Source organism: Streptomyces sp. V3I8 (genome assembly GCF_030817535.1).
GTDB lineage: Bacteria > Actinomycetota > Actinomycetes > Streptomycetales > Streptomycetaceae > Streptomyces.
Genome location: NZ_JAUSZL010000002.1, coordinates 5,894,922 through 5,912,272 on the forward strand (window position 1 = coordinate 5,894,922; position 17,351 = coordinate 5,912,272).

13 protein-coding genes and 3 tRNA genes are annotated in these 17,351 nt (G+C 72.2%); 9 read left to right on the top strand and 7 right to left on the bottom strand.

All coding sequences use genetic code 11. The features are described 5' to 3' along the window. Positions 1-106: 106 nt before the first annotated feature. Complete coding sequence (locus tag QFZ75_RS26175; protein ID WP_373465945.1) at positions 107-856, bottom strand: vancomycin high temperature exclusion protein; 750 nt, start codon at positions 854-856, stop codon at positions 107-109. Positions 857-1,042: 186 nt separating this feature from the next. On the opposite strand from QFZ75_RS26175, the gene QFZ75_RS26180 reads away from it, so the two are divergent. The 5 genes from QFZ75_RS26180 (at position 1,043) to QFZ75_RS26200 (ending at position 8,108) form a co-directional block, all read left to right on the top strand. Next, on the top strand, positions 1,043-1,819 hold the full coding sequence (locus QFZ75_RS26180; RefSeq protein ID WP_307540684.1) for a sirohydrochlorin chelatase: 777 nt from the start codon (positions 1,043-1,045) through the stop codon (positions 1,817-1,819). Positions 1,820-1,897: 78 nt separating this feature from the next. Further along, on the top strand, positions 1,898-3,256 hold the full coding sequence (locus QFZ75_RS26185; protein ID WP_307540685.1) for a deoxyguanosinetriphosphate triphosphohydrolase: 1,359 nt from the start codon (positions 1,898-1,900) through the stop codon (positions 3,254-3,256). A gap of 121 nt (positions 3,257-3,377) precedes the next feature. Further along, entirely contained in the window at positions 3,378-4,643 is a 1,266-nt protein-coding gene (locus tag QFZ75_RS26190; protein ID WP_307540687.1) for an NAD(P)/FAD-dependent oxidoreductase, read from the top strand. A 46-nt stretch (positions 4,644-4,689) separates the two neighbouring features. Beyond that, positions 4,690-6,597: a DNA primase gene (gene dnaG / locus QFZ75_RS26195; RefSeq protein WP_307540689.1), complete on the top strand. Its 1,908-nt coding sequence runs from the start codon at positions 4,690-4,692 to the stop codon at positions 6,595-6,597. Positions 6,598-6,812: 215 nt separating this feature from the next. After that, positions 6,813-8,108, top strand: a complete 1,296-nt coding sequence (locus QFZ75_RS26200; RefSeq protein WP_307540691.1) for an RNA polymerase sigma factor — start codon at positions 6,813-6,815, stop codon at positions 8,106-8,108. Positions 8,109-8,173: 65 nt separating this feature from the next. On the opposite strand, the gene QFZ75_RS26205 is transcribed toward QFZ75_RS26200, so the two are convergent. The 4 genes from QFZ75_RS26205 to QFZ75_RS26220 all read right to left on the bottom strand — a co-directional run bounded on the left by QFZ75_RS26205 (position 8,174) and on the right by QFZ75_RS26220 (position 13,988). Next, on the bottom strand, positions 8,174-10,102 hold the full coding sequence (locus QFZ75_RS26205) for an ABC transporter ATP-binding protein (protein WP_307540693.1): 1,929 nt from the start codon (positions 10,100-10,102) through the stop codon (positions 8,174-8,176). After that, complete coding sequence (locus QFZ75_RS26210; protein WP_307540695.1) at positions 10,102-11,835, bottom strand: ABC transporter ATP-binding protein; 1,734 nt, start codon at positions 11,833-11,835, stop codon at positions 10,102-10,104. Before QFZ75_RS26210 ends, QFZ75_RS26205 begins: the two co-directional genes overlap by 1 nt. 239 nt (positions 11,836-12,074) lie before the next feature. After that, a complete protein-coding gene (locus QFZ75_RS26215) occupies positions 12,075-13,529 on the bottom strand; it encodes an FGGY family carbohydrate kinase (protein ID WP_307540697.1) in 1,455 nt (484 codons plus the stop codon). A 150-nt stretch (positions 13,530-13,679) separates the two neighbouring features. Then, positions 13,680-13,988, bottom strand: coding sequence for a YtxH domain-containing protein (locus QFZ75_RS26220; protein ID WP_307540698.1), 309 nt, complete (start codon positions 13,986-13,988; stop codon positions 13,680-13,682). 176 nt (positions 13,989-14,164) lie between these two features. On the opposite strand from QFZ75_RS26220, the gene QFZ75_RS26225 reads away from it, so the two are divergent. From QFZ75_RS26225 to QFZ75_RS26235, 3 genes are all read left to right on the top strand, one after another. Further along, a tRNA-Asn gene (locus QFZ75_RS26225) sits at positions 14,165-14,237 on the top strand. Positions 14,238-14,243: 6 nt separating this feature from the next. After that, positions 14,244-14,316: transfer RNA gene (locus tag QFZ75_RS26230), tRNA-Asn, on the top strand. A gap of 177 nt (positions 14,317-14,493) precedes the next feature. Next, positions 14,494-14,567 (top strand) — tRNA-Ile (locus tag QFZ75_RS26235). Between the two features lie 461 nt (positions 14,568-15,028). Here QFZ75_RS26235 and QFZ75_RS26240 read toward each other — a convergent pair. Then, positions 15,029-15,298, bottom strand: coding sequence for a GlsB/YeaQ/YmgE family stress response membrane protein (locus tag QFZ75_RS26240; RefSeq protein ID WP_307540699.1), 270 nt, complete (start codon positions 15,296-15,298; stop codon positions 15,029-15,031). A gap of 444 nt (positions 15,299-15,742) precedes the next feature. Here QFZ75_RS26240 and QFZ75_RS26245 point away from each other — a divergent pair, with 444 nt between their 5' ends. Continuing rightward, the gene (locus QFZ75_RS26245; protein ID WP_307540700.1) at positions 15,743-16,438 is read left to right on the top strand and encodes a GAF and ANTAR domain-containing protein; all 696 of its coding nucleotides are present in this window, start codon (positions 15,743-15,745) and stop codon (positions 16,436-16,438) included. A gap of 38 nt (positions 16,439-16,476) precedes the next feature. On the opposite strand, the gene QFZ75_RS26250 is transcribed toward QFZ75_RS26245, so the two are convergent. Then, positions 16,477-17,226: an ANTAR domain-containing protein gene (locus QFZ75_RS26250; protein ID WP_307540702.1), complete on the bottom strand. Its 750-nt coding sequence runs from the start codon at positions 17,224-17,226 to the stop codon at positions 16,477-16,479. Between the last annotated feature and the right edge of the window lie 125 nt (positions 17,227-17,351).

Consider the following 17,351-nt stretch of genomic DNA (forward strand, 5'->3'; position numbering starts at 1 on the left):
GGCACGGAGACCTCCCCGCACGGACCGGCCGGCCGTGAGGGCGTCCCGCCCGCGGGTCCGCTCCCCGCTCCCCGCCGCCCGCCGCCCACCGTCCGCTTTCCGCCGGCTACCGTGCGGCGGCCGCCGCCAGCGCCCGTTCCACGCCCGGCTCCTCGGGGCCCAGGAACATCGGATCCGGCTCGAACACCACGTCCAGGAGCGCCTTCCCGGCCGCGACCACCTCGCGCGCACCGCCGTAGTACCAGGTCACGTCGTGCACGTCGTCCACGCCGACCCCGTACGACTCGACGCCCGCCTCCTGGCAGAGGGCGACCGCGCGCCGGATGTGGAAGCCCTGGCTGATCAGTACGGCCTCGTCCACGCCGAAGATCTTCTTGGCGCGTACGCAGGAGTCCCAGGTGTCGAAGCCGGCGTAGTCGCTGACGATGCGCCCGTCCGGCACCCCGCGCTCCGTGAGGTAGGTGCGCATCGCGTCCGGCTCGTCGTAGTCCTCGCGGCTGTTGTCGCCGGTGACCAGCACCACCTTGACACGGCCGGACCGGTACAGCCCGGCCGCCGCGTCCAGCCGGTGCGCGAGGTACGGCGAGGGCTCGCCCTGCCACAGGCCCGCCCCGAAGACGACCGCGACCTCGGTGCGCGGCACGTCCGCCGTCGTCCTCAGCCGGTCGCCCGCGGCCGTGTACATCCAGGTCGCCGGGAGCAGCCCGAGCACGCACCCGGCCATCACGGCCTGCACGGCGCGCCGCCGTCCGGTCCGGGTACGCGGCAGCCGCAGCAACCCGGACACCCTCATCGACCGCAGCGCCTGCGGCAGCTTCGGCGCCTGCGGCGGCTTCGGCAGTCTCGGACGACGCATGGACGGTCCCTCCCCGGGTGGCCTCCCCCCGGGAGACGCCGCCCACGGTGATCCGGTTCACTCCGCACAGGTCACGCGCCCCGCCCACGGCGCCTCACACCTGCGCGCACCCCGCCGTGAAGCCCCGGAAAAGCTCCGTCACTGCGGCGCAACGGCGAGGCAACCTCGTACCGGCACCCTTGAGGCATGACGGCGCACCGCACGAACCGCATCAGCAACCGGCTCCCCGCCCCGCCCGCGCTCGTCCTGGTGGGGCACGGCAGCCGCGACCCGCGGGCCCTGAGCACCATCAGGACCCTCATGGAGCGGATCCGCGAGCTGCGCCCCGGCCTGCCCGTGCACCTCGGGCACATCGAGCTGAACGCGCCCCTGCTGCCCGACACGCTCGCCGCCCTCGGCACCGGTGACGCGGTCCTCGTACCGCTGCTGCTGAGCCGCGGTCACCACGTCAAGCAGGACATCCCCGAGGCCGCGGCCGCCTCGCCGGCGCGCACCCGGATCGCCGCGCCGCTCGGCCCGCACCCGCTGCTCGTCGAGACGCTGCACGCGCGGCTCGTGGAGGCCGGGTGGCGCACGCCGGGCGACGCCGAGCGCCGGACGAGCGGCGTCGTGCTCGCCGCGGCCGGCTCGCGCGACCCCGACGCGGCCGTCGACACCCGCCGTACCGCCGGGCTGCTCGCGGACCGCCTCGGCGTCCCGGTCGTGCCCGCGTACGCCTCCGCCGCCGCCCCCACGGTCCCGCAGGCCGTACGGGACCTGGCCGCCCGGGGCCGCCACCGCGTTGCCGTGGCCTCCTACTTCACGGCCCCGGGCCGCTTCTCGACCGAGTGCGCGGCAGCCGCTCCCCGGCTCGCCGCCGCCCCCCTGGGGGCCCACCCGGCGATGGCCCGCCTCGTCCTGCACCGCTACGAGCAGGCGCTCGCGGCCCCGGCGAGCACGCTGCGGGCACTGGCCCCGGCGTAAGCGCTCCGCTCGGACCGGGGCGTTCGGCCACGGCGCACCCGCGCCCCGATTGTCGGTGGCTCCGCTTACTGTCGAGACATGGAAGGCACCAGCACCGACACCACCCACCCCCCACTCGCGTACGAGCACCGGACCCCGCCCCCCTCCTACGACCCCACGGCGGTGGCCCGCTGGGCCACCGAACCGGACAAGCGCCCCGGCCGCACCGCCTTCCAGCGCGACCGCGCCCGCGTCCTGCACTCCTCCGCGCTGCGCCGTCTGGCGGGCAAGACCCAGGTCGTCACCCCCGGAGCCCGCAGTCAGGCCTGGGACGCCACCCCCCGCACCCGGCTGACCCACTCCCTGGAGTGCGCCCAGGTCGGCCGCGAGCTCGGCGCCGCCCTCGGGTGCGACCCCGACCTGGTCGAGGCCGCCTGTCTCTCCCACGACCTCGGCCACCCGCCCTTCGGGCACAACGGGGAACAGGCGCTGAACGAGTTCGCCGAGGACTGCGGCGGCTTCGAGGGCAACGCCCAGTCGCTCAGACTCCTCACCCGCATCGAGCCCAAGCGCTTCGTGCGCGGCGAGACCGTCCCGTCGGCGGCCGTCGTGGCCGGCGACGACCTCGTCAGCGTCGGCCTCAACCTCACCCGCGCCACCCTCGACGCCGCCACGAAGTACCCCTGGCCGCGCGGCGCCCACCCCACCGACCCGCACTCCCCGAAGTTCGGGGTCTACGAGGACGACCGCCCCGTCTTCGACTGGATCCGCGCGGGCGCCCCCGGCACCCGTACGACCTTCGAGGCACAGGTCATGGACTGGGCCGACGACGTGGCGTACTCGGTGCACGACGTCGAGGACGGCCTGCACGCGGGCCACATCGACCCCGGCTGCCTGCAGGCCGAGCCCGAGCGGCAGGAGGTCTTCCGGGTCGCCGTGGGGCGGTACGTGGCGGCGGACACCGACCCCGCCGAGCTGGCGGCGGCCCTGGACCGGCTCCTGGAACAGGAGTGGTGGCCGCACGGCTACGACGGCTCGGCGATCGCCCAGGCCAGGCTGAAGGACGCCACCAGTCAGCTCATCGGCCGGTTCTGCCTCGCCGCGGAGGGCGCCACCCGGGCCGCGTACGGGACGGACCGGCTCACGCGCTACGGCGCCGAGCTGGTCGTACCGCGCGCGGCCCGCCTGGAGTGCGCAGTCCTCAAGGCCGTCGCCGACCGGTACGTCATGCAGCGCGCCGAGCAGGAGCTGCTCCGCGTCGACCAGCGGATCGTCGTCGCCGAGCTGGCCGAGGCACTCACCGAGCGGGCGCCGGAGGGCCTGGACCCGCAGTTCCGCGCCCTGTTCGACCGGTCGCCCGACGACCGCGCCCGCAAGCGGGTGATCGTCGACCAGATCGCGTCGCTCACGGACGCCGCCGCGCGCTCCCTGCACGCGAGACTCAGGGCGCGGGTGTGACGTCCGGAGGGGGACGTGACCCCAGGGAGCCCTGATGGCCTGATCGGCCCACCCCCTCTTCCCCCATCACGCTGCGTGCGGGACGCTCGCAGGTGGCGACACCGTTACGAGGAGGCATCAAGTGGTCGACGCAGATCAGACATTCGTCATCGTCGGAGGAGGCCTGGCCGGCGCCAAGGCGGCCGAGACCCTCCGGACGGAGGGCTTCACCGGGCGCGTGATACTGATCTGCGACGAGCGGGACCACCCGTACGAGCGCCCGCCGCTGTCCAAGGGCTACCTGCTCGGCAAGGAGGAGCGCGACAGCGTCTTCGTCCACGAGCCCGCCTGGTACGCGAGCAACGACGTCGAGCTGCACCTCGGCCAGACCGTCGACGCCATCGACCGGACCGCGAAGACCGTCCGCTTCGGTGACGACGGCACGCTCGTCCACTACGACAAGCTGCTGCTCGTGACCGGCGCCGAGCCGCGCCGCCTGGACATCCCCGGCACGGACCTCGTCGGGGTCCACCACCTGCGGCGCCTCGCCCACTCCGAGCGCCTCAAGCAGGTACTGGCCGCCCTCGGCCGGGACAACGGGCACCTGGTCATCGCCGGCGCCGGCTGGATCGGCCTGGAGATCGCCGCGGCCGCCCGCGAGTACGGGGCCGAGGTCACCGTCGTCGAGCCGGAGCCGACCCCGCTGCACGGCGTGCTCGGTCCCGAGCTGGGCGAGCTCTTCACCGAGCTGCACCGCGAGCACGGCGTCCGCTTCCACTTCGGCGCCCGGCTCACCGAGATCACCGGCCAGGACGGCATGGTCCTGGCGGCCCGCACCGACGACGGCGAGGAGCACCCCGCGCACGACGTCCTGGCCGCGATCGGCGCCGCCCCGCGCACCGGCCTCGCCGAGGCCGCGGGCCTGGAGCTCGCCGACCGCGCCCACGGCGGCGGCATCGCGGTCGACGGGCAGCTGCGCACCTCCGACCCCGACATCCACGCCGCCGGTGACGTGGCCGCCTTCCACCACACCCTGTTCGGCACCCGGCTGCGCGTCGAGCACTGGGCGAACGCGCTGAACGGCGGCCCGGCGGCGGCCCGCGCGATGCTGGGCCACGCAACGACGTACGACCGGGTGCCCTATTTCTTCTCCGACCAGTACGACGTGGGGCTCGAGTACTCGGGCTGGGCGCCCCCGGGGACGTACGACCACGTGGTGATCCGGGGAGACGCGGGCAAGCGCGAGTTCATCGCCTTCTGGGTGAAGGAGGGACGTGTGCTGGCCGGGATGAACGTCAATGTGTGGGACGTCACAGAAACCGTCCAGCAGCTGATCAGGACAGGGGTGCGGGTGGACACCGAGGCGCTCGCGGACCCGCGCGTTCCGCTGGCCGACCTGGTCCCATGACCGACGGGGGGACTGCGCTGTCACACCGTCCCCGTAGACTCTGCGCGTGGCAGGCAGGATCAACGACGAGGACGTGAAGGCGGTTCGGGACGGGGTCCCGATCGACGCCGTGGTGTCCGAATACCTCCAGCTGCGCAACGCGGGCGGCGGGAACCTCAAGGGCCTGTGCCCCTTCCACGACGAGAAGTCGCCCTCCTTCCAGGTCAGCCCGAGCAAGGGGCTCTTCCACTGCTTCGGCTGCCAGGAGGGCGGCGACACCATCACGTTCGTGATGAAGGTCGACCACCTCACCTTCTCCGAGGCCGTCGAGCGCCTCGCCGGACAGGCGGGCATCACCCTCCGTTACGAGGAGGGCGGCTACAACCCCTCCCACCAGCGCGGCGAGCGGATCCGGCTGGTCGAGGCCCACCAGGCCGCCGCCAGGTTCTACATCGAGCAGCTCGACACCAGCTCCGAGGCCGACACCGGCCGCAAGTTCCTCGCCGAGCGGGGCTTCGACCAGTCGGCCGCCACGCACTTCGGCGTCGGCTACAGCCCCCAGGGCTGGGACCACCTCGTGCGCCACCTGCGCGGCAAGGGCTTCACCGACAAGGAGCTGCAGCTCTCCGGGCTCGCCCAGGAGGGCCGCCGCGGCCCCATCGACCGCTTCCGCGGCCGCCTGATGTGGCCGATCCGCGACATCGGCGGCGAGGTCGTCGGCTTCGGCGCCCGCAAGCTCTACGAGTCGGACAACGGGCCCAAGTACCTCAACACGCCCGACACGCCGATCTACCGCAAGTCCCAGGTCCTCTACGGCATCGACCTCGCCAAGAAGGACATCGCCAAGAGCAGCCGCGCCGTCGTGGTCGAGGGCTACACCGACGTCATGGCCTGCCACCTCGCCGGCATCACCACCGCCATCGCGACCTGCGGCACGGCCTTCGGCAACGACCACATCAAGATCCTGCGCAGACTCCTGATGGACAACGGCTCGGCGCGGGTGATCTTCACCTTCGACGGCGACGCGGCCGGCCAGAAGGCCGCCCTGCGCGCCTTCGAGGACGACCAGAAGTTCGCCGCCGAGACGTACATCGCGATCGCCCCGGACGGCATGGACCCCTGCGAGCTGCGCCTGGCCAAGGGCGACGCGGCCGTCGCCGACCTGGTCGAACCGCGCACCCCGCTCTTCGAGTTCGCCCTGCGCCAGATCGTCGCCCGCTACGACCTGGAGACCCCCGCCGGCCGCGCCGCCGCACTCGACGAGTCCGCGCCCGTCGTGGCCCGCATCAAGAACAGCGGCGCCCAGCACGAGGTCGCCGTCCAGCTCGCGGGCATGCTCGGCATCCTCGACACCCAGTTCGTCGTCAAGCGGGTCGCCCAGCTGGCCCGCTGGGCCCGCGACCGCGGCGGCAAGGGCCCCGCGCCGGTGAACGGCGGCCGCGCCCCGCAGCAGTACGAGAACAGCGGTCCGCGGCCCCCCTCCGGCCCGGCCCTGACCCTGCGCAACCCGGTCTTCGCCACCGAGCGCGAGCTCCTCAAACTGGCCCTCCAGCGTCCCGAGCTGGTCTCCCCGGCCTTCGACGCGTACGGGACGGACGAGTTCACCGCCCCGCCGTACGCGGCCGTCCGGGAGACGATCATGGAGGCGGGCGGCGCGGAGTACGGGGCGCAGGACCCGCAGGAGTACCTGGTCCGGGTGCGCGAGGCCGCTGCGGACGACACGATCCGCGCCATGGTCACGGAGCTGGCCGTCGAGGCGATCATGCGCAAGACCGTCGACGAGGCCTATGCGGGCGAGCAGTTGGTGACCGTCCGCAGGCGCGCCGTCGAGCGCCGGGTGCGCGACGTCCAGGGCGCCCTCGCGCGCGCCACCGCACAGGGCGACCCCGCCCGGCTGGCCGCCGTGCAGAACGAGCTGTGGGTGCTCCAGCAGTACGACCAGGCGCTGCGGGAGAAGGGCGCGGCCGCGCTCTGAGCGCGCCGGCGGCACCGCGCCGCGTCCGGCCCGCCGGTCCGGGCCACCGGACGGGTTCCGCATCGGGAACCGGACGCGCGGGGAACGTGCCAGATCAGGGCACCGGCGAGCACGGCATCGTCCCGTGAGGGTAACCGCGTGGTCACGGACCGGACTCAAAAAGTCACCGCACGCCCCTCGTGGCGACGATGTGTCGTACTCCACACTGGGTTCCGGTGCCTGAGTCCTCGGAGCGCGGCCGACCCGAACGCGACGGGTCCGAAGTCCCCGCGGTTCCGCTCAATGACTTCGGGATGGACAGCGGCGAGGCCGTCGACCCCATCCCTGACGTACCGCTGCCGCACGCCCCAGCAGCGACATTCCTGGAGGTCGCCCCCGTGCAGACCCAGACCCTGACCGACAACGGCACGACCACGGACGCCGGCACCCTCGGCGCCGTACCACCGCAGAACCGCGCCGCGCTCCACCCCGAGACCGCGGCGTCCGGGACCGCCGAGGAGCCGGAGAGCGCGCCGGAGCCGCCCGTCGCGGTCCTGGTGGAGAGCGAGACGGAGACGCCGGAGCCGGTGGAACTGCCCCGTGGACGCGCGGACACCGGCGGGCCCTCGTCCGACCTGTTCCGCCAGTACCTGCGGGAGATCGGCCGGATCCCGCTCCTCACCGCGGTGGAGGAGGTGGAGCTCGCCCGCAGGGTGGAGGCGGGCCTCTTCGCCGAGGAGAAGCTCCGGCTCGCGTCGGACCTCGACAGCCAGCTCGCCCTCGACCTGGACAAGTTGGTCGTCATGGGGCGGATGGCCAAGCGCCGTCTCATCGAGGCCAACCTGCGGCTCGTCGTCTCGGTCGCCAAGCGGTACGTGGGGCGCGGACTGACCATGCTCGACCTGGTCCAGGAGGGGAACCTCGGGCTGATCCGGGCCGTCGAGAAGTTCGACTACGCCCGCGGGTACAAGTTCTCGACGTACGCGACCTGGTGGATCCGCCAGGCCATGTCCCGCGCCCTCGCCGACCAGGCCCGCACGATCCGGGTGCCCGTCCACGTCGTCGAACTGATCAACCGGGTCGTCCGGGTGCAGCGGCGGATGCTCCAGGAGCGGGGGTACGAGCCGACGCCCGAGGAGGTCGCCGCGCACCTCGACCTGACCGGGGAGCGGGTCAGCGAGGTGCTGCGGCTGGCCCAGGAGCCGGTGTCCCTGCACGCGCCGGTGGGGGAGGAGGACGACGTCGCCCTCGGTGACCTCATCGAGGACGGGGACGCGACGAGTCCGGTGGAGTCGGCGGCGTTCATGCTGCTGCGGGAGCACCTGGAGGCGGTCCTGTCCACGCTCGGGGAGCGTGAACGCAAGGTGGTCCAGCTGCGCTACGGCCTGGCGGACGGGCGTCCCCGCACGCTGGAGGAGATCGGGCGGATCTTCGGCGTCACCCGCGAACGGATCCGCCAGATCGAGTCCAAGACCCTGAACAAACTCCGCGACCACGCGTTCGCGGACCAGCTGCGGGGCTACCTGGACTGAGGGCCTTGCCCGCCCCCACGAGCGCGAAGCGCGATCGCGGGGGCGGAGGAATCCTGCCGGACCCCTCAGTCCATCTCCACCACCGCCTGGGCGAACTGGGCCTTGTACAGGCGCGCGTACGCCCCGCCCGCCGCGAGCAGCTCGGCATGCGCCCCCTGCTCCACGATCGCCCCGTCCTCCATCACCAGAATGGTGTCGGCATCGCGGATCGTCGACAGACGATGCGCGATGACGAACGACGTCCGCCCGTGCGCGAGCTTCGCCATCGCCTTCTGGATGAGCACCTCGGTCCGCGTGTCCACGGAACTCGTCGCCTCGTCGAGGACCAGGATCACCGGATCGGACAGGAACGCCCGCGCGATCGTGATGAGCTGCTTCTCGCCCGCGCTCACCCCGGACCCCTCGTCGTCGATGACGGTGTCGTACCCGTCGGGCAGCGTCCGCACGAACCGGTCGGCGTGGGCGGCCCGGGCCGCCTCCTCGATCTCCCCGCGGGTGACCTCGCCGGAGGCCCCGTACGCGATGTTCTCCGCGATGGTCCCGCCGAACAGCCAGGTGTCCTGGAGCACCATGCCGATGGAGGCCCGCAGTTCGTCGCGGGACATCGTGGCGACGTCGACCCCGTCGAGCGTGATCCGCCCGCCCGTCGTCTCGTAGAACCGCATCAGCAGGTTCACCAGCGTCGTCTTGCCGGCGCCCGTCGGCCCCACGATCGCCACCGTGTGGCCCGGCTCCACCGCCAGCGACAGGTCCTCGATGAGCGGCTTCTCCGGGTCGTACCGGAAGGAGACCCCCTCCAGCGCCACCCGGCCCCGCAGTTCCGCCGGACGTGCCCCCGTGACGGGGTCCGCCTCCTGCTCCTGCGCGTCCAGCAGCTCGAAGACCCGCTCCGCCGACGCGACCCCGGACTGCACGAGGTTCGCCATGGAGGCGACCTGGGTGAGCGGCATGGAGAACTGCCGGGAGTACTGGATGAAGGCCTGCACGTCACCGATCGACAGCGAGCCGGAGGCGACCCGCAGACCGCCGACCACCGCCACCAGCACGTAGTTCAGGTTCGACACGAACATCATCAGCGGCTGCATGACACCGCTGTTGAACTGCGCCCGGAACCCGGCCTCGTACAGCTTGTCGTTCTCCTCGGCGAACTGCGCCGCCGACTCGTCCTGCCGTCCGAAGACCTTCACCAGGTTGTGCCCGGTGTACATCTCCTCGATGTGCGCGTTGAGTTTGCCGGTGGTCCGCCACTGCTGCACGAAGTGCGGCTGCGACCGCTTGCCCACCCGGGTCGCGACGACGAACGACAGGGGCACGGTGACCAGCGCGACGAGCGCGAGCAGCCACGACACGTAGAACATCATCACCAGCACACCGACGATGGTCAGCAGCGAATTGACGAGCTGGCCCATCGACTGCTGGAGGGTCTGCCCGATGTTGTCGATGTCATTCGTGGCGCGGCTGAGCACCTCACCGCGCTGCCGCTTGTCGAAGTACGAGAGCGGCAGCCGCGACAGCTTGGTCTGCACGTCCTCGCGCATCTTGTACATCGTCAGGTTGACGGCCCGGTTCACCAGCCGCGTCGCCACCGCCATCAGCAGACCGGCCAGCAGGAACGCACCCAGGGCGAGCCCCAGCACCTCGCCGACCGCACCGAAGTCGATGCCCTCGCCGGGGGTGAAGTCCGTGCCCGAGAGCATGTCGGCCATCTTGCCGTCACCGCGCTCCCGCATCGCCGCGAGGACCTCGGCCTTCGACCGCCCGGCGGGCATCTCGCGTCCGACGACCCCGGCGAAGACGAGGTCGGTGGCCCGCCCCAGGATCTTCGGGCCCAGGACCGACAGGCCCACACTGCAGACCACCGCGGCGAGCATCCCGTACAGCGTGGCCCGTTCCGGCCTGAACTGCGTCAGCAGCCGCTTGCCGGACCCCTTGAAATCCATCGAGTGATGGTCGGGTCCCGACCCGGCCATCATCCGCCCCATGGGCCCGGCCATCAGGCTGCCTCCGCTTCCGTCAGCTGGGAGAGCACGATCTCCCGGTAGGTCTCGTTGTCCGCCATCAGCTCGTGGTGGCGGCCGGTCCCCACGACCCGGCCCTCGTCCAGCACCACGATCCGGTCGGCGTCGCGGATGGTGGAGACCCGCTGGGCGACGATCACGACGGTCGCCTCGGCGGTCTCCCGCGCGAGCGCCGTACGCAGCGCCGCGTCCGTCGCGTAGTCGAGCGCGGAGAACGAGTCGTCGAAGAGGTAGATCTCGGGCCGCTGCACGAGGGTGCGGGCGATGGCGAGCCGCTGCCGCTGACCGCCCGACACATTGGCGCCGCCCTGCGCGATCGGGGCGTCCAGACCGTTCTCCAGACCCTCCACGAACCCCTTGGCCTGCGCCACCTCCAGCGCGTGCCACAGCTCCTCGTCCGTCGCGTCCGGATTGCCGTACCGCAGGTTGGAGGCCACCGTGCCGGCGAACAGGTACGGCTTCTGCGGTACGAGGCCCACCGTGCGCGCCAGCAGCCGCGGCTCGACCGTCCGTACGTCGACGCCGTCCACCAGCACCTCGCCGTCGGTGGCGTCGAACAGCCGGGGGACCAGCCCCAGGAGGGTCGACTTGCCGCTGCCGGTCGAACCGATCACGGCGGTCGTCTCGCCGGGCAGCGCCACCAGGTCGACGGCCTTCAGTACCGGCTCCTCGGCGCCCGGGTAGCGGAACCCGGCCCCGCGCAGCTCCAGATGACCGTGCCGCCGCAGCTCCAGGACGGGCGCCTTCGGCGGGACCACGCTGCTGGAGGTGTCCAGGACCTCCTGGATGCGCTCGGCGCAGACCTCGGCGCGCGGCACCATCATGAACATGAAGGTGGCCATCATCACGGACATCACGATCTGCATCAGATAGGCGAGGAACGCGGTCAGCGCGCCGATCTCCATCCCGCCGCTGTCGATCCGGTGGGCACCGAACCACACCACCGCGACCGACGAGACGTTCACCACCGTCATGACGATCGGGAACATCAGCGCCAGCATCCGCCCGGTACCGAGGGACACCTCGGTGAGGTCGGCGTTCGCCTTGCGGAAGCGCTCCTCCTCGTACGCGTCGCGCACGAAGGCCCGGATGACACGGTTGCCGGTGATCTGCTCGCGCAGCACCCGGTTCACCGTGTCGAGGCGCACCTGCATGGTCCGGAACAGCGGCCGCAGCCGGCGCACGATCAGACTGACCGCGATGCCGAGCACCGGCACGACGGCCAGCAGCACCCCGGACAGCGGCACGTCCAGGCCGAGGGCCAGCACGATGCCGCCCACGCACATGATGGGCGCCGACACCAGCAGCGTGAACGTCATCAGGGTGAGCATCTGCACCTGCTGCACGTCGTTCGTCGTGCGGGTGATCAGGGACGGCGCCCCGAAATGGCCCACCTCACGCGCGGAGAACGACTGCACGCGGTCGAAGATCGCGGCCCGGATGTCACGGCCGACCGCCGCGGCCGTGCGGGCGCCGTGGTAGACGGCGCCGATGTTGCAGACGACCTGCGCCAGCGAGATGCCGATCATCAGGGCGCCGAAGGACAGGATGTAGCCCGTGTCGCCCTTGACGACACCGTTGTCGATGATGTCGGCGTTCAGGGTGGGCAGGAAGAGCGTGGCGCAGGTCTGCAGGAACTGCAGGAGGACGAGCAGGGCGATGGGTTTCTTGTAGGGCGTGAGATGGGTACGCAGGATTCTTATGAGCACGCTGGGTCTCTCGGAGTCGGCGGCGGAGCGGCTGGTTGCCCCTGGCCCCCATCGTCGGGCACTCCACCGGTGTTACCTCAACTGATTAACCCAAGAGAGGACCAAGAGCGGACAGGCCCGCGACCGAAGTCGTAGGCCGCGTGCTCCCGCGCAGGCCGCGTGCTCCCGCGCAGGCCGCGTGCTCCCGCGCAGGCCGCGTGCTCCCGCGTACGGCTCGGGACCGAGGACCCGCGCGGGGCTCAGGACCGGAAGGCGCCCGGGTGGGTCTGGTCCCGCACCGACACGTACTGCTGCCGCACGGCCTGGCCCACCGGCAGGTCCTCGCCCGGCTCCAGGACCTGCGCCGCCGCGCCCTGCCAGACGGGCGGCAGACCCGGCTGGACCGTGCCCTGCTGCACACCGAGCGCCCAGGCCGCCTGCCGGGCCGCGCCGATCGCCGCGTAGTCCGCGGGCTGCGGCACCACGATCTGCGTACCGAGCAGCGCGGGCGCGCACGCCTGCACCGCGCCCAGCTCCGCGGCCTGGCCCAGCAGGAAGATCCGCCGGACCTCCACGCCCCGTCCGCGCAGCACGTCCAGCGCGTCCGCCAGCCCGCACAGCATGCCCTCGAAGGCGGCCCGCGCCAGGTGCTCGGGCCGCATCGACTCCCGCCGCAGCCCGGCCAGCGTCCCCGCCGTGTGCGGCAGGTTGGGCGTGCGCTCGCCCTCCAGGTACGGCAGCAGCACGAGCCCGTGCGAGCCGGGCGTGGACTTCATGGCCAGATCCGACAGGGCCTGGAGATCGGGTACGCCGAGGAGTTCGGCCGCGCCGCGCAGGGCCCGTACGGCGTTGAGCGTGGTGACGACCGGCAGGTGCATGCCGGTCGCGTCCGCGAGCGAGGTGATCATCCCGGAGGAGTCGACCAGCGCCTCGTGGTGGACGGCCATCACGGAACCGGAGGCGCCGAGCGACACCACCGCGTCCCCGAGCCCGATGCCCAGACCGAAGGCCGCCGCCATCGTCTCGCCCGTGCCCGCCGAGATCAGCAGCCCCTCGGGCGTCGTCCCCGCGGCCTCCCACGGTCCGAGCACATCGGGCAGCAGCGCCTGGTGGCCGAGCGCCAGCTCCACCAGATCCGGCCGGTACGAGCCGGTCGCGGCCGACCAGTAACCGGTGCCCGAGGCGCCGCCGCGGTCGGTGGTGCGGCGGGCCGGCCGGCCGAGCAGCTGCCACACCAGCCAGTCGTGCGCCTGGAGCAGCGAGGCGGTGCGCAGGGCCGACTCGGGTTCGGTCCTCGCGAGCCAGCGGAGTTTCGTCACGGGCTGCGCGGCCTGCGGCACCGATCCCACGGCCTGCGCCCAGGCCTCCCGTCCGCCGAGCGCGTCGATGAGGTCGGCGGCGGCGACCTGGGCACGCTTGTCCCCGCCGACCATCGCCGGGCGGACCGTGTTGCCCTGGCTGTCGACGGGGACGAGGCCGTTCTGCTGTGCGGACACGCCGATGGCCTGGACGCCCTCCAGGAGGCCGCCGCCCGCGGCCTCGCCCAGGGAGAGCAGCCAGGCCTGCGGGTCGACGTCGGACGGCCGGGTGCCCTCCGCCGGGCCGTCCGACGGATGCGGGGCATAGCCCTGCCGGAGTACGGCTCCGCTGTCCGCGTCGCAGACGACGATGCGTGTGAAATCGGGCGAACTGTCCAGCCCGGCGACTATCCCCATGGCGGAAATTCTGCCGTATCGCCGCGTCGGCTCGGGCCACGGGCGCCGCCGGGGTGCCCGTCGCTCCGCGCCCGCGGCGTCGTCCGGGCTGGTCGCGCTGTTCCTCGCGCCCCTCGGGAGGAGCGCCGAAACCGTGCCGGAGGAGTGCCGTCAGGGATTGGTGGTGCCCCAGTCGTCCTCGGTACGGGTGCCGTTCGTGTTGCGCTCACGCAGGGAGCGCACCCGGTCGGTGACCGAGTCGGGGACCCGGTCACCGACCTTCTCGCTGACCACGTCGTACGCCTTCCCGGCGAACAGGCGCCCCTGCTGGGCCGCGGACTCGGCGGTGTTGCGCACCGCCGGGTTCTGCGAGACCCGCTGGGCGGTCTTCCTCAACTGCTCGTAGCGCTCGCGCCCGGCACGTGTGCCCAGCACGTACCCGAAGGCGAGTCCGACGACGAACGTGAGCCGGTAGCGCATGGGGGCCACCCTTCCTCTTGTGAGTCCCTCTTGTGGTCGGTCCAGTGCGGCGGCGTCGTCGCAGGCGGGTTACCGATTGGCGGAGCACCCCCCTGCTTGCGCTAATGTATGTGTCGCAGCGAGCGCACGCCCTCTGGCGAATACCCAGGGAGATGCGTTCGATGCGGACGAGGCAATCCCCTGTAGCTCAATTGGCAGAGCAGCCGGCTGTTAACCGGCAGGTTACTGGTTCGAGTCCAGTCGGGGGAGCTTCGATCTTCCGTAGCTCAATTGGCAGAGCAGCCGGCTGTTAACCGGCAGGTTACTGGTTCGAGTCCAGTCGGGAGAGCAGGCCGGACGAGGACCCCGTGGAACCCATCGGGGTCCTTTTTCATGCCCCCGGGAACCGCTGCGTCCCAGGTGGGGTCCTTGAGGGCAGGCTAAGCCGACCATCCGGAGCAGGAGATCGTATGAGCGGCTATGCTGCGGCAGACGGCGCGCACACTTGTGCGCGACGCGCCGTAATGGGGCGGTAGCTCAGCCGGTTAGAGCAGCGGACTCATAATCCGCCGGCCGTGGGTTCGAGTCCCACCCGCCCCACCTGCGCAGGCCCATGAGCCGCGGAAACGTTCCTTTCGAGTGCCGGGACGTCGGTTTCGCCCGAACGGACCGAAGGCGTTGCCCGTGGCTTCGGGGTCGGGCGACGTTCTGGGAGTTCCACCCCCTGACCTGCGGCGGAGCGGGTGACCGAGGTGGGGGAAACGGCTCCGGTGACGTGACCCCTGCCCGACGCGGTGTCCGGCAGCCGCGCCGGGGGCTTCTCCGCGCGCTTGCCCGCGCGTATCCGGGCCGGCACCCGGAGCGCCCGTACGCTCGGTCGCGGGTCCGTCGCACCCGGTTGCTCCTTCGCGCCGACGGGAGTCTCGGGCTGACAAGGTCGGCAAGCGCAGCGCGGACGTACTTCCAGGATCTCTACGACCCGGTGCCCTGCGCTGTGCGAAACGGCTCCGCCCCCACCTGGGTGGGGGCGGAGCCGTTGTGTGAAGGTGCGGGGCGCGGGGTCAGGCGTGGCGCCGGTTGCCGGTGATGACCCGGTACAGGAGGAGCAGGATGAGCGAGCCGACGATGGCGGCGATCCAGGTGGAGAGGTCGAAGAAGCCGTCGATGGAGTCGACGCCGAAGATGACCTTGCCGAGCCAGCCGCCGAGGAGACCTCCCGCGATGCCGATGAGCATCGTGATGATGATGCCGCCCGGGTCCTTGCCCGGCATGAGTGCCTTGGCGATGATGCCCGCGAGCAGACCGATGAGTATCCAGGCGATGATGCCCATGATGATGTCTCCTACCTGGTCGTATAAAGACTGCGTCAGAGCATCCGTATGTTCCGCTCCGGTGTTTTCAAACACGATGCATCGGCTCCAGGGCACCTGGGGACGAAATTTTTGCCGTGGGCCGGGAGTGCCTGGAGGGGTGCATCGGGCCGCAGGCCGCGAGGAGAGGCGGCTGCGGCGGTTCCGGTGCGATCGCCACCGCCCGCGGGCTGCCGCAGTCCGTCCCCCGGATCACCTCGGGGCCCGGGGAGGCCGTGTCCGCAGGCGTCCGTTTCACGTTTTCGGACCGGTGTATCGCTGTTCGTGCATCGGCTGACGTGTAGTTCGGGTGAGGAAAGGGTGGAAGGGTGGGTGCCGGCGAAACGGCCTGCGCGCCGGGAGCCCTGATGTCCCCTCACCCGACCTGCCCCTCGGCAGGGCGGGTCCGCACCGACGGGGTGAGTGATGTCCCGCAGTGAGTTCGCCGCTCTTCTGGAGCACCTGCACCAGGCCGCCCGCACCGGGCGCGATCTGTCCGCCGCCCCGGCGGCCACCGTCGCCCGGCTGTTGGGTCTGGACGCCGTGACGGTGAGTCTGCTGCCGGCCCGCGGCGCGCCCGAGCTGCTGTGGACCGATCCCGCCGACCGGTTCGGTCACACCCTGGAGGATCTGCAGTACGCCGTCGGCGAGGGCCCCACCTGGCAGGCCGCCCGCACCGGGCGCGCCGTCACCGTGCCCGACCTCACCGCCGCCGCGGCCACCCGGCGCTGGCCCGCGTTCGCCCCGGCCGCGGTCCGCACCCGGGCCCGCGCCGTCATAGCCGTCCCGCTGTGCCGGGACGGCGTCGGCGTCGGTGCCCTGACCGGCTACCGCACCACTCCCGCCCCCTTCCCCGACGGCCAGCAGCGTGACTGCACCCTGTTCGCCCGGGCCGCCGTGGACCTGCTGCTGCAGACCCCGCCGGAGAGCTGGGGCGGCGACGGCGACGGCGTGGATCTCTACCGCGCCGAGGTCCACCAGGCCGCCGGCATGCTCAGCGTGCATCTGTGCGTGAGCGTGGAGGAGGCTCTGCTGCGCCTGCGTGCGTACGCCTGGCGCTCCGACCGCTCGCTCGGCGGCGTCGCCCACGACGTCGTCGCCGGCCGCCTGCGGCTCGACTGACGGACCCGGCGGACCGGTCGCTGTCCGCCCTGGGCGTGCTACTCGGTGCCCGCGGCGTTGTTCCGCGGCCGGGCGGGGGCCGGATCGGGCGTCAGCTGGTTGTCGATGACGTCCTGGGCGACCTTGCCGAGCAGGAGGCGGTGGTGGCGGGCGTGGTGGCGCAGGGAGTTGAAGGCCTGGCCGAGGGTGATGCCGTGGCGGGCGGCGAGGACGCCTTTCGCCTGTTCGATGACGATGCGGCTCTGCAGGGCGGTGTGCAGCTGCTCGTTGACGGTGTGCTGCCGGCTGATGGTGCGGGCCTGCATCAGGCCGATGGCCGCGGCGTCGGCGAATGCCCGGGCGAGGGCCAGGTCGTCGGCGCTCAGCGGCTGCCCTCCGGTCTGGAGGAGGAGCAGGCTGCCGATGCCGTCCCGGCGCAGGCGCATCGGCAGGGCGGTGGCGAGGGTGTAGCCGGCGGCCCGTAACCGCGGGGTGAACTGCGGCCACAGCATGTCCGCGTCGGTGGAACTCCGGGTGGTGACGGGGCGCGCGGTGAGGTGGGCGTCCATGGCCGGGCCCTGGCCGCAGGCGGCGTCCAGGACCGGCTGCAGGAGGGGGCCGGGACCGCAGGGCGCGGAGTTGTGCAGGCGAGGGCCGGGGTGGTCCAGGAAGACCGCGGCGTCGGCGACGTCGAGGAGTTCCTGGCAGCGCACCGTCATCCGGTGCAGGAAGTCGATGATGTCGAAGCCCTCGACGAGGGTGTCGGCCAGTTCGATGAAGGTGCGGGCGATGTGCTGCTGCCTGCTCATGGTGGGTTCCTTGTCTTCCGCGCAGGGCGTGGCCGGTGCGGTCGACCGCGTCAGTCGGTGTCGTCCGGCGGTTTCCGGCGGACGACGGCATGGGCGGTGCCCGTCGGGGACGGGCCCGGGGTGCG

Coding starts and splice junctions, on each gene's coding strand:
- QFZ75_RS26175 (WP_373465945.1), bottom strand. CDS start 856: ATGCGTCGTCCGAGACTGCCGAAGCCGCCGCAGGCGCCGAAGCTGCCG.
- QFZ75_RS26185 (WP_307540685.1), top strand. CDS start 1,898: ATGGAAGGCACCAGCACCGACACCACCCACCCCCCACTCGCGTACGAG.
- QFZ75_RS26220 (WP_307540698.1), bottom strand. CDS start 13,988: ATGCGCTACCGGCTCACGTTCGTCGTCGGACTCGCCTTCGGGTACGTG.
- QFZ75_RS26250 (WP_307540702.1), bottom strand. CDS start 17,226: ATGAGCAGGCAGCAGCACATCGCCCGCACCTTCATCGAACTGGCCGAC.
- QFZ75_RS26240 (WP_307540699.1), bottom strand. CDS start 15,298: ATGGGCATCATCGCCTGGATACTCATCGGTCTGCTCGCGGGCATCATC.
- QFZ75_RS26205 (WP_307540693.1), bottom strand. CDS start 10,102: ATGGCCGGGCCCATGGGGCGGATGATGGCCGGGTCGGGACCCGACCAT.
- QFZ75_RS26180 (WP_307540684.1), top strand. CDS start 1,043: ATGACGGCGCACCGCACGAACCGCATCAGCAACCGGCTCCCCGCCCCG.
- QFZ75_RS26215 (WP_307540697.1), bottom strand. CDS start 13,529: ATGGGGATAGTCGCCGGGCTGGACAGTTCGCCCGATTTCACACGCATC.
- QFZ75_RS26245 (WP_307540700.1), top strand. CDS start 15,743: ATGTCCCGCAGTGAGTTCGCCGCTCTTCTGGAGCACCTGCACCAGGCC.